Origin of the sequence: Micromonospora sp. WMMD1155 (assembly GCF_029581275.1) — a bacterium.
Taxonomy (GTDB): Bacteria; Actinomycetota; Actinomycetes; order Mycobacteriales; family Micromonosporaceae; genus Micromonospora.
The window spans coordinates 5,908,100-5,919,992 of the sequence record NZ_CP120742.1; the positions used below are offsets into that span (position 1 = coordinate 5,908,100).

10 protein-coding genes are annotated in these 11,893 nt (G+C 69.6%); 2 read left to right on the forward strand and 8 right to left on the reverse strand.

The annotated features are described in order from the left end of the window. The first annotated feature begins 117 nt into the window (after nt 1-117). Nucleotides 118-1,971 carry an adenylyl cyclase gene (locus O7617_RS26945; RefSeq protein WP_282258979.1) on the forward strand — a complete coding sequence of 618 codons (1,854 nt, stop codon included), beginning with the start codon at nt 118-120 and terminating at the stop codon, nt 1,969-1,971. A gap of 96 nt (nt 1,972-2,067) precedes the next feature. On the opposite strand, the gene O7617_RS26950 is transcribed toward O7617_RS26945, so the two are convergent. From O7617_RS26950 to O7617_RS26975, 6 genes are all read right to left on the reverse strand, one after another. Next, a complete protein-coding gene (locus O7617_RS26950; protein WP_282258980.1) occupies nt 2,068-3,540 on the reverse strand; it encodes an acyltransferase in 1,473 nt (490 codons plus the stop codon). Between the two features lie 129 nt (nt 3,541-3,669). Then, nucleotides 3,670-4,830, reverse strand: coding sequence for a UDP-N-acetylglucosamine 2-epimerase (non-hydrolyzing) (wecB, locus tag O7617_RS26955; protein ID WP_282258981.1), 1,161 nt, complete (start codon nt 4,828-4,830; stop codon nt 3,670-3,672). Between the two features lie 6 nt (nt 4,831-4,836). Continuing rightward, entirely contained in the window at nt 4,837-5,700 is an 864-nt protein-coding gene (locus O7617_RS26960) for a choice-of-anchor P family protein (protein WP_282258982.1), read from the reverse strand. Nucleotides 5,701-5,706: 6 nt separating this feature from the next. After that, entirely contained in the window at nt 5,707-7,227 is a 1,521-nt protein-coding gene (locus tag O7617_RS26965; RefSeq protein ID WP_282258983.1) for a glycosyltransferase family 2 protein, read from the reverse strand. After that, on the reverse strand, nt 7,217-7,762 hold the full coding sequence (locus tag O7617_RS26970) for a hypothetical protein (RefSeq protein ID WP_282258984.1): 546 nt from the start codon (nt 7,760-7,762) through the stop codon (nt 7,217-7,219). Before O7617_RS26970 ends, O7617_RS26965 begins: the two co-directional genes overlap by 11 nt. Continuing rightward, the gene (locus O7617_RS26975; protein WP_282258985.1) at nt 7,759-7,908 is read right to left on the reverse strand and encodes a hypothetical protein; all 150 of its coding nucleotides are present in this window, start codon (nt 7,906-7,908) and stop codon (nt 7,759-7,761) included. The genes O7617_RS26970 and O7617_RS26975 overlap by 4 nt, the downstream gene beginning before the upstream one ends. 194 nt (nt 7,909-8,102) lie before the next feature. On the opposite strand from O7617_RS26975, the gene O7617_RS26980 reads away from it, so the two are divergent. Next, nucleotides 8,103-9,155, forward strand: a complete 1,053-nt coding sequence (locus O7617_RS26980; protein WP_282258986.1) for an LCP family protein — start codon at nt 8,103-8,105, stop codon at nt 9,153-9,155. A 126-nt stretch (nt 9,156-9,281) separates the two neighbouring features. Here O7617_RS26980 and O7617_RS26985 read toward each other — a convergent pair whose 3' ends face one another. Beyond that, nucleotides 9,282-10,523, reverse strand: coding sequence for an IS701 family transposase (locus O7617_RS26985; RefSeq protein WP_282258987.1), 1,242 nt, complete (start codon nt 10,521-10,523; stop codon nt 9,282-9,284). Between the two features lie 461 nt (nt 10,524-10,984). After that, complete coding sequence (locus O7617_RS26990) at nt 10,985-11,848, reverse strand: TylF/MycF family methyltransferase (RefSeq protein ID WP_282258988.1); 864 nt, start codon at nt 11,846-11,848, stop codon at nt 10,985-10,987. Nucleotides 11,849-11,893: the final 45 nt, after the last annotated feature.

Below are 11,893 nucleotides of genomic sequence, written 5' to 3' on the forward strand. Positions count from 1 at the left end.
GCCGATCCCGGCAATGGCGTGGGGCCGGTTCGCCAGGTAGAAACAGGGGCGAGAGAGCGCTCTCACCGCCCTAGACTGCGCCGGACCCCGCTCCGGGCAGCGGAGAGGACGAACCGCATGTCAACCCCGTCCCGTCGTACCCTCATCCTCGCCCTGATGGTGGCCACCGCCGTCACCGTGAGCGGCACGGCGGCCTCCGCCGGCCGCCCCACGCACGGCGCACCCGACTTCGGCCCGAACGTGACGATCTTCGACCCGTCCATGCCGGTCGGTGAGATCCAGCAGACCCTCGACGCGGCCCACACCCGGCAGGTCGACAACGAGATGGGCACCGAGCGGCACGCCTACCTGTTCAAACCGGGCACCTACGGCACCGCCGAGCAGCCGTTGCAGGCCAAGGTCGGCTACTACACCGAGGTGTCCGGCCTGGGCGCCTCGCCCACCGACGTCACGGTCAACGGCAAGCTGGAGGTCTACAACCGCTGCCTGGCCGACGGCGGCACCGGCAACTGCCTGGCCCTGGTGAACTTCTGGCGCACCCTGTCCAACCTGTCGCTCACCATCAACGCCGCCGGTCAGGACGGCTGCCGGTCGTCGGCGAACTTCTGGGCGGTCTCGCAGGCGGTGTCGATGCGTCGGCTGAACATCGGCGGCGGCGGTCTGTCGCTGATGGACTACTGCACGGCCGGTCCGCAGTACGCCAGTGGCGGCTTCATCGCCGACTCCCGGCTGCCGGCCACCACCAACGGCTCACAGCAGCAGTGGCTGACCCGCAACAGCGAGGTCGGCGGCTGGTCCAACGCGGTGTGGAACCAGGTCTTCGCGGGCGTCGAGGGCGCGCCCGACGACGCCACGTTCCCCGACCCGCCGTACACCACCCTGGACACCACCCCGCTCAGCCGGGAGAAGCCGTACCTCTTCGTCGACGGGAAGGGCCGCTACCAGGTGCGGGTGCCCGCCGCGCAGCGGGACAGCCGAGGTGTCTCCTGGGCGGACGGCGTGACGCCGGGCCGGACCATCCCGATCGGCGACTTCTTCGTCGCGAAGCCCACCGACCCGGTACGCGTCATCAACGCGCAACTCGCCCGCGGAAAGCACCTGCTGCTCACCCCCGGGGTGTACGACGTCGCGCGCAGCATCGAGATCCGGCGCGCCGACACCGTCGTGCTCGGCATCGGGCACGCCACCCTCACCGCCGTCAGGGGCGCCGTGCCGCTGGACGTCGCCGGTGTACCCGGCGTGATCGTCGCCGGTGTCACCATCGACGCCGGCACCGTGGAGTCGCCGGTCCTGCTGCGGGTGGGTCGAGAGCACGGTCACAACGCCAGCAGCCGGCACAACCCGACCACGCTGTCCGACGTGTACTTCCGCGTCGGTGGCCCGCACATCGGCCGGACGGACACGGCGCTGGAGGTCCACAGCGACAACGTGCTCATCGACCACACCTGGGTCTGGCGTGGTGACCACGGCGTCGAGGGCTTCACCGAGGGCGTCAACGGCGACACCGACCGCTGGCGGACCAACACCGGTCGCTACGGCGCGGTCATCAACGGCGATCACGTGACCGCCACCGGCCTGTTCGTCGAGCACTTCCAGCGCTACAACACGGTCTGGAACGGCGAGCACGGCACCACGATCCTTTACCAGAACGAGCTGCCGTACGACCCGCCGACGCAGGCCGACTGGATGAACGGCCCGGTCGAGGGCTGGGCCGGCTACAAGGTCGGTGACCGGGTGCGGCACCACACGCTGCACGGCGGCGGGGTGTACGTCTTCAACCAGAACAACCCGTCGATCCACACCGAGAACGGTTTCGAGGTGCCGAACCGGCCGGGCGTGAAGCTGCACCACATCATGACCGTGAACCTCAGCGCCGGGACGATCGACCACGTCGTCAACGGCGTCGGCGACGCGGCCGACATGACCAAGGTCGGCGCGCCGGTCTACCTTGCGCAGTACCCGGCCCCGTAGCACTTACGAGCGGACCAACGGGGGTCGGAGTCGGCGTACGGCTCCGGCCCCCGTGGCGGGCCGGGGCCGGCGCCACTGGCTCCGGCCCCGACGGTGTCACTCGGACGACGTGGTGGCGGTGGTCTGCGCGCGCTCAGGAGGCGTGGTCACGGCCGGGATGCCCGGTATCACGCTCTCCGGCGCGGTTGCCGTCGTGGCCCGGCCCGGTGAGACCAGGAACGTCAGGTCCGGCCTACGGGACCGGTTGGCGCGGCGCGGCGCGGCCCCCGCCTTCGGGATCGGCTGCGTCGACCGGCTGTGCCGCGCGCCGGCCTGGTGCCGGCCGGTTGACGGGCGTGCCTCGGCCCGCTGGGCGCCCACCGGGCCGGCGGCGCGCTGCGGACGTCGACGGGCGGCCTGCTTGGCGACCCGGTGCCGGGCGCGTCCGCTGCCGGTCTTGAACCCGAGCGCGGGACGCTCCACCAGGTGCCAGGAGAGGGCGGCGCACAGGACGCTGCCGAGCAGGCTCAGCACGATGTAGCCCACGATCCCGAACCGGGTGCCGCCGAACAGAGCGATCATCTGCTGGACCGGGAAGCCGTAGATGTAGATGCCGTACGTGTAGTCGTTCCGGCGGCTGACGCGGGACCACCTCCTGGGCAACGCGACCGCCGCGAACAGCATCAGGTAGGCGAACGCCGGAAGACCGACCGCGAAGAATCCGCCCAGCCACAGCGAGCCGACCAGCGTGACGGCGGCCAGCACGGCCAGCGGGGCGTTCATGGGGACCCGGTGAGCGTACAGGCGTGCGGCGGCGCCCAGCAGGAACAGGAAGCCGAGCATCAGCGTCCAGTCGGCGGCGAACGCCCCGATCAGTGGGAACGGTCCGACCGCGCCGTGCTGGGGCGGCCGGGAACTCCAATTCGGCGCGGCGAAGAAGTCCGCCAGGATCAGGGCGTAGCAACCGCCGGTCAGTAGGAGCACCGCGCGAGGGGCGCGTTGCAGCACCGAGGTCACCATGAGGACACCGATGACGGCGTAGAGCGCCAAGTCGTACCGAAGTGTCCACAGTGCACCATTGAACGCGCTCGGTCCGCCGACGAGCTGCCCGTACGGAGTGTCGGCCAGCAGCCCGGAGATGGGAAACTGCTCCATCGAGGCGAGGATGTTGGTCATGACGTAGTCGAACGGGCCGTCCGGGTGCCCCCAGAACCCGTCGAGGTTGCCGTTCTCGTAGAGCGCCGCCAGCGGGGCGAACACGAACGCTGTGACCAGCAGGCAGACCCACAAGCCGGGAAAGATCCGCAGCGCCCGCGCGCGGACGTACTGGCGCAGGGTGGAGCGCAGGGCGCTGTCGGTGATGAGGAAGCCGGAGATCAGGAAGAACCCGTACAGGCACATGGTGCCGAGATCGCTCTGCCAGCCGAACGCCGCCGCGCCGATGTTCGCCCCGCTGAAGCCCAACGGCCCGGCGTGCGCGATGATCACACCACAGGCCATCGCCAGGCGAAGCACGCCGAATGCGTTGTGCTGGGCGGAGAACCTACTTTGCAGAGTCGGGGACTGCTGCCCGTTGACCAACGTCTGCACCTGACGACTCCTTCGATCACTGACCACGTGAGAACGTCGGCCCGGAACGCTGCCGATCGATGGGTCAATTATCAGATGGCCCAAGAGGTTTGTCCCAATATTCTGACGATTGTCCGAATTGTTGGAGTCTCAGGTCGCTACGCCGACCGTCCGGCGGACCTGGATGACGCGCCGAGCCGACACGTCCAGGAGCCGCGCCATCGCGGCGACGCACCGTCCGGCGGCCCGTCCGTCGCCGAACGGTGAGCCGGCTATCGACGCGCGCTCCGTGGCGAGGTGCCGGAGGCCGGCCGACAGCAGCAACTCCGGATCGGTGCCGACCAACTCGCCCCGACCCGCTGCCAGGGCCTCCGGACGTTCGGTGGTGTCCCTGGTGACCAGCAGCGGCACCCCCAGGGTGGCCGCCTCCTCCTGCAGGCCGCCGGAGTCCGTGACGACCAGGTCGGCCATCCGCAGCAGCCCGACCATCTGCGGGTAGGGAAGCGGCGGGGTGACCCGTGCGTTGGCGATGCCCGCCAGGCCCGCGCTGACCTCGGCGCTGAGGCGCGGGTTCGGGTGGGCGACCATGACGACCTGGACGTCGGAGCGTTGCCGCGCCAGGCGGCGCAGCCCGTCCAGTGTGGCCGCCACTCCCTGGCCCCAGTTCTCCCGGCGGTGCGCGGTCGCCACGACCAGCTTTCGGGTCGGCTCGACCCACGCCGGTGGCCGGGCCACGCCGCGCTCGACCAGGTCCTCAAGCGCGTCCACCACGGTGTTGCCGGTCACCGTGATCGCCCCGGCGGCGATGCCCTCGTCCAGGAGGTTCGTCCTGGCGGCCTCAGTGGGCGCGAGGTGCAGCGCGGCGATCCGGGCGAGCATCGCCCGGTTCGCCTCCTCCGGGAACGGCCGGTCCAGGTCGTTGGTCCGTAGACCGGCTTCCAGGTGGACGACCGGGACGCGTTGCCAGAATGCGGCCGTCCCGCCGGCCAGGGCGGTCGTGGTGTCCCCCTGCACCACGACCGCCGCTGGACGGTGGTGTGCGAGCAACTCGTCGACCCCGGTGATGAGGGCCGTCGCCAACTCCGCAAGCGAGCCGCTGCGCCGTTGTGGCCGCAGGCTCACCTCGGGGCGGAGGCCGAACGGGGCGAGTGCCTCGGTGACGCGCCCCGGCTGTTGGCCGGTGTCCACCACCCGCACCGTGAACCTCGGATCGTCGAGGAGACGGCGGATCAGAGGCGCGGTCTTCACACCCTCCGGCCTGGTGCCGGCGAGAATCAGGACCTCTCGTGTCGTCGACCTGCTCGCACACATGACGGGTCAGCTCCTGGCGGCCGCGCGGCGACGCCGATAGAGCGAGAACCCGCCGGTGGTGCCGGCCACGAGTGCGCCGATACCGAGTGCGAGCGGTGCCCCGGCGAGCGGGATCACCGGAATGGGCGGCGCCACCGCGTTGGCCCCGCAACTCGACGTGCCGATGGTGACGCCCGCCAGCGCCCCACCGAGCGCCGTGAGGTTCAGCGCGGTGACGCTGAGCTGACCGACCCCCGAGCTGGTTTGGCCGTTGAGCGTGAGGTCGATCAGACCCGGCACGCTCAACCCGGTGTTCGGTGCCGGGTTGGCGGGCAGGTTGAGCAGCGTCGTCTCGACGCCCAGCACGGTGGAGGTGATGCGGGCGTTCACCAGGGTCGCCGTGCCGGTCGCCGACGGGCTGCTGGTGGCGGTGCACGACGAGTAGATGGCGTCGGCCACCAGCGCGATCGTGGCGAGCCCGTTGGTGCCGAGGTTCAACGTCACGGCGGCACCGGGCGTGACGAGGCACGACCCGCCGGGACCGATGGTCACGGTGCCGCCCACGCCGAGCACACCGGCGCAGGCCGCCGAGGTGCCGTCGTTGAAGGCGCGGACGTTCTGCGCCAGCACCCCCGCGGTGATGACGGTCTGTCCGCCGAGCACGGCCAACGGCGGGCTCTGGTTGCCGGAGATCGACTCGGTGGTGCCGTCGTTCGTCGCCGACGCGGTGCCGGAACTCGCGATACCTCCACCGAGCAGGCTGATCTGCAGCGCGGCGGCCGAGGACTGTGAGGTGTCGGCCATGGCCGGAGAGGCCGCCAGGACCGCCATGGCGAGGCCGCCGGCCAACACCGCGGCGGTACGGGCGAGGCCGGATCTGACTCGTGGCATAGATGTCTACTTTCTGACGTGGGCGATTGTGGGGCGGTCTGTGGTGGGGGTGGTGGTGAGGTGAACCAGGTGCCGTGGCGGCCTGATCGAGCGAGGTCCGGCGACCCGGCTCGAACCGCGCGCCGGATGCGCCCGCCGGGGCTGGGTCGGGACGGCCACCCGACCGACGGCTCGGACCGGAGGCGGTTGTGCTTTCGGGTCGGCGGCGCGGGCGGTCTTCTGCCAGTCGGTGCGTGCGGTGACCATGCGGGCGAAGGCCAGCCACACCGCGAGCGACTGGGCGTAGCTGTAGAGCCAGTGGCAGACGCCGAGCAGCAGGGCCTTACCCACCGACAGCTGCGGCTCGCAGCGAGCCCGGTAGACGATCCCCCACAGTGCGAACGGCCCGATGCCGAAGACGAGCACCAGCGGTGGTACGCCCCACCCGCCGCCGTCCCACCAGCCGCGTAATCCGCCGACGGTCTGGTCGACGTAGTAGACCATCACCGCCAGGCAGGCGACATAGATCGGCGTGCCGAGGAGCTGAGTCCATGGCGCAGCCAGGAAGTGGGTGATCTCCAGGGTCGCGGAGTTCCTGATCCGGGGGGAGCGCAGCACTCTGCCGAGATAGCGCCCACACTGCATCGAGCCCTGAGCCCAGCGGGTCCGCTGCCGCACCAACGGTCTGATCCGGGTCAGCGCCTCCTGGGCCACCCAGCTCTCCGCGCAGTACTCCGTGCGGCCACCGGCCAGCAGGATGTGCAGGCCCAGCTCGAAGTCCTCCAGCAGGGCGCCGTGCCATGGGGTGCCGTGCTCGGCGGCGATGTCGTTGAGCAACGACAGCCGGGTGAACTGGCCGTTGCCGCCCATCGCCACGCTGCCGGTCTGCCGACGCAGGGACTGCATGGCGGCGATCGGAGCGCGGAACTCCATGTCCTGCAGCCGGATCAGCAGCCGCCCCCAACGGCTGACCTCGCTCGCCGGGGCGTACCGACGCCGTGCACACTGGAGCATGCGCACCTCCACCTGTACCGCGCCGACCTCCGTCGCGCCGAAGTACTGCCGGCCGGACAGGGCGACGGGTCCCTGCGGGTCGAGCCGGCTGTCGGCGTCCAGGACGCCGACGATCACTCGGCTCCGGTCGACATCGGCCGGCAGCGACTGCTCGATACACCGCCAGGCGGCGTTCAGCGCGGCGCCCTTGCCCTGCCGCGCGTGCGGTAGCTGACGCCGGACGACGTGCACCCGGGGCTCGTCGGTGAACGCGGCCAGTTCGGCGAGCGTTCCGTCGTCGGAGGCGTCGTCGACGCACCAGACGGTCACCTGGGGGAAGTCGCCGAGCAGCTGTCGCAGCGTGTCGCCGATGACGGACGCCTCGTTGCGGCACGGCACGATGATGTGCCAGTCGAAGCCGTCCGGGCTGCCGCCCCGGCTACGTCGGGTCTTCAGGTGGAAGACCAGGATGCTCAGCACGTACGCGCAGAAGCTGACGCACAGCAGGAACGCCGCCGTGTTGAGCAACGCGAGCGTCTGGGTCTCAGCGGACACCGGCGACCGCCCCCCGCATGCGCTTGGTCCGGCTGACCAGGACGACGAACAGGATTGCCACGGCGATCAGGCCGGCCGTGGTGATCACTGAGCCGATCAGCACGTGGCTGCGTTCGTAGCCGAGCCGGAAGCCCCAGGTCTGCATCGCGACCACCACCGCGGCAAGCCGCAACTGGTTCACCGTGACCAGCAGCAAAGTGGCGATTGTCAGGGCGTTGAGTCCACGGGTCATCGAGATGCGCCGGAATCCGACGAGTGTGGACGCCAGCACGATCGGCGGGATCAGCAACATGGCGACCGAACATCCACTGGAGACCATGAAGCCGACCCAGCGCTCGTCGAGCGGGAAGATGACGGCCGCGCCGATCGACTTGCTGTCCGCCAGGCCGACGGCGTCGACCAGGCGGGCGTTGAGCCACGCCTCGCCGCTGGCGATGTCGTGCCAGCGCCACAGGGTCGCGGCGGCGACGGCGACACCGAACAGGATGCCGGTCGCTGCGCGCAGCCATGCTCCCCAGGTGGAGGAGCGTGTCATCGCTCGCGCCCCAGCAGGGCGACGAACCACAACGCCAGGCCGAGCACGACCAGCCCGATGCCGACCAGCAGCCACGACTGGATGGCGACCCCGGTGGCCGCCAGCCCTCCGCCGATGTGTGGACCCTTGGTAGGTACTCCGTACATGGCCAACCCCCTCGTGAACTCGGAGGTCAGGATGGCATCGCCTGAATCGGGCAAACAGGATAAAAAGCTATAGAAACCCTAAAGGGTGATTAAATATCCCCTTGGGTGGGTAAGGGCGACGCCGTTGGGCTCGCCGGCATCCCTTGCCCCGCAACAGATCCGATGTCCCGACAGGTGGTGCAGAGGTGGTCAAGATGGTGACCGGTTACCCCCGCAGGACGAGCCCGCCGGCACCGTCCCGATGGCGGGCCATGGCGGGCTGGCAGAAGGCCATGGCCGCGCTTGCCCTGGTCTTCGCGGTGCTCTGCGCTGGCGTCGTCACGGTCGGCTTCGGTCTGAAGCACCGGTACGAGAGCCGGGTGCAGCGCGAGGACATCCTCGGTCGGGGCACCGGTCCCCACGACGAGCGCCGCTGGAAGTCGGGGCCCCTCAACCTGCTGCTGCTCGGGTCTGATTCCCGCGACGGTGAGCCGGACCAGGCGCTCTACCCGGGGCAGCGCTCGGACACCATCATGCTGGTGCACGTCAACGCCGCCCGGGACGCGGCCACCGTCGTCTCGATTCCCCGGGACAGTTACGTCGACATTCCGGCGGCCGGGGAGGAGTGGTCCGGCGGACTCAACAAGATCAATGCGGCGTTCGCCTTCGGCGGCGCCGCACTGGCCGCCGAGACGGTCGCCAAGCTCACCGGCGTCCCCCTGGACGGGGTACTGGTGGCCAACTTCGCCGCCGTCCGCAAGCTCGTGGACGCGGTGGGCACCATCAACGTCTGCCTGCCGTACCCGGTCACCTCCTCGGACACGAAGGTCACCTGGACCGCCGGCTGTCACGACCTGGACGGCAGGGCGGCCGACGACCTGATGCGGCAGCGGCACGGGGTGCCCGGCGGCGACTTCGGGCGCATCTACGACCAGCATTTGGTGGTCCGTGCCCTCGCCGAACGTATCAGCGCGACGAGTCTGCTCACCAACCCGACGCGACTCGACCGGGTGCTCACCACGGCGGCCGAGTCGCTGGTCGTCGACCGTGACCTCGACCTGGCCGACCTCGCCCTCGCGGTACGCCGCGTCAAGCCCGAGACCGTTCAGTTCGTCACCGCCCCCGTCAGCGACGCCAACCTCCAGACCCCGGCTGGGTCCGCGGTACGGCTGGACGAGGTGAAGGCCCCGGCGCTCTTCGCGGCCGTACGCGAGGACCGCGTCGCGCAGTGGCTCGCGGCCAACCCGCAGACGGCGCCGGCCAACTAGTAGTGCTTTGTTAGGTTCTGTGGCGTTTGTTGCGGTGTAAGGGTTTCACGGGTTGGTGGCAGGTGAGGCAGGCGCCGGTCCAGGTCGCGAGGAGTCGTTGCAGCTCGCGGATGACCGCATAAAGGGTCAGGCCGGCGCATCCGCTTTTGGGTCGAGGCGCAGTTCGGTGATGAACAGGTGCGCGGCGGTGGCCAGGGTGACGTGGCGGTGCCAGCCGATCCAGGAGCGGCCTTCGAAGTGGTCCAGGCCGAGGCCGGTCTTGAGTTCGCGGTAGTCATGTTCGATGCGCCAGCGGATCTTGCCGTAGCGGATCAGGTCGGTGTGGCTGGTGGTGGCAGGGAGGCTGGACAGCCAGTACTTCACCGGTTCGGCCTGGTCGTCGGGCCACTGGGCGATCAGCCACCGCTGCGGCAGGAGCCCGTTGGGGTCACGGGCGACGCGGTGTCCGGCCGGGCGGACTCGTAGGAAGATGAACTGGGAGCTCATCGTGCCTTTCGAGCCTTCCCGCCAGGTGATCGTTTCCGTGGCCGCTCGTCCAGCGGCGCGAATGTGCTCGACCAGGCTGACCGCAGTCTTCGGGTAGCGCGGGTCGGTGCGCGTCGGTGGGCGACCCCGCCCGGACCACACCCGCGTCACCGGCTGCACGTCTGATGTGTGGGCGAGGGCATCGCCTTTGACCTGCATGATGTAGTCGACGGACCGCTCGTCCAAAGCGCCGCGGAACTGGCTGTTATCGCCGTAGCCGGCGTCGGCTGCCAGCAACGGCGGGCGTAAATTTTGCTCGGCCAGCTCATCGAGCATCTCCACGACCATCGACCACTTCGGCCGGTGATGCTCATCGGCAGGTATCCCGCACCGGGACCGGCGAGCGATCACCTCAGGGCGGTCAGCCTCGTCAACAGCCTGGTCGTCCCACGACGTCGGCAAGAACAACCGCCAATCCAGCGGACACGACGCGGCGTCAGTGACGGCGTGGACACTCACCCCGATCTGGCAGTTCGCGACCTTGCCCAACGTGCCGGAGTACTGCCTGGCCACGCCCGGCGAGCCCTTGCCGTCTTTCGGGAAACCGGTGTCGTCGACCACCCACACCACCGGAGCGACCACCTCGACCGCCCGACGGGCCAACCGCATCCGCACCGCCTCGGTGTCCCACGTCGAGGTCGTCACGAACTGTTGCAGCCCCTGATGATCCACCCCAAGCCGATCCGCCATCGGCTGCATCGACTTACGCCGCCCGTCCAGCAACAGCCCTCGCAGATACGTCTCACCCTTGGCCCGCTGATCCGAGCGCACCAAAGGGGTGAACACATCCACGGCGAACGCCTCAAGCCGTTGCCGCACAACCAAAAGCTCGTCAGGAGTCACCGCAACATCGAACTACTCAGACCGCCCCGATGACCCCACGACACGCCGACCTAACAAAGCACTACTAGGGCGTGTGTCAAAGCCCCTGGCCGGCCTGCGGCGGGCCCAGACGACGCCCGGCTGCGTTGGAGATGGGCCCGGATACAACACCGGTATCCGAGCCCATCTCCGCCTCGCCGGATCGCCGCCTGGACTCCGCCTCGGCTCGACCGAGGACTTTGACACACGCCCTAAGCCGCGCCGCCCGCCGCGCGGCACGACAAAACCAACGGGGTACGACGAGACGCGCCGCCCCGATCACGTCCGGGCGGCGCGTCGCAGCAGGGCGGACAGTTCCCGGTGCGTGCGGCGGACGCGGTCGTGAGCGGCATACCGCAGAGGCATAGATATGACTCTGAGGTATACCGCTCACCGGCACATCGACACGGCGGGCAGCCAGAGCGGATGGCCGGCGCCCTCGTTCAGCGCGTCCGCTGCCAGTAGCGGCACGTCCAGTCGACCTGGTGCAGCTCGTCCTCGATGCCTTGTTCGGCACGGAAGTCGTCGACGGCCTGCTTGCACCCGCGTACGGCGTGGTAGTCGTCGATGATCACGTACCCACCGACCGACAGCTTCGGGTAGAGCGAGCGCAGCGCCACCATCGTCGAGTCGTAGAGGTCCCCGTCGAGACGCATCACCGCCAGGCGTTCCACCGGCGCGGTGGGCAGGGTGTCCGAGAACCAACCCTTGAGGAAGCGGACCTGGTCGTCGAGGAGCCCGTACCGTTCGAAGTTCTTCTGCACCTGCTCCTGTGACACGGCCAGGAAGGGCACCTGCCACAGCGCGTCCTCGACGTCCTCGACCCGTCTGGGGTCCGGCTTGGGTAGACCGCGGAACGAGTCCGCGACCCACACCGTGCGGTCCCGGTCACCGTAGGCGCGCAGCATCCCACGCATGAAGATGGTCGCGCCGCCCCGCCACACCCCGGTCTCGATCAGGTCGCCGGGCACGCCCCGGTCCAGCACGTCCGCGATGCACTGCTCCAGGTTGTCCAGCCGGCGCAGACCGATCATCGTGTCGGCCTCCGGCGGCCAGTCCCGGCCGTTGGCCCGGGCCTCCGCGTCGAACGGGAACTGGAGCACCAGCTCCAGCCCCCTGCGCTGCAGCAGGTACCGGCCGCGTTGGTAGAGCCTGCCGTGCAGGGAACCCCTTCGCGGCTGGTAGGGCATCCACGTCTCGCGGAAGACGTACCTGGTCAACGCCTTCTTGAGCAGGTCGCAGTAGAGCGCGCGGGGATCGTCCAGCATCGGCTCGGACGACTGGGTCGGCGCCAACATCTCACTCATCGGCAATCTCCTTGTTCGGTGTCTCTGCTCGGCGACTGGCGGCCC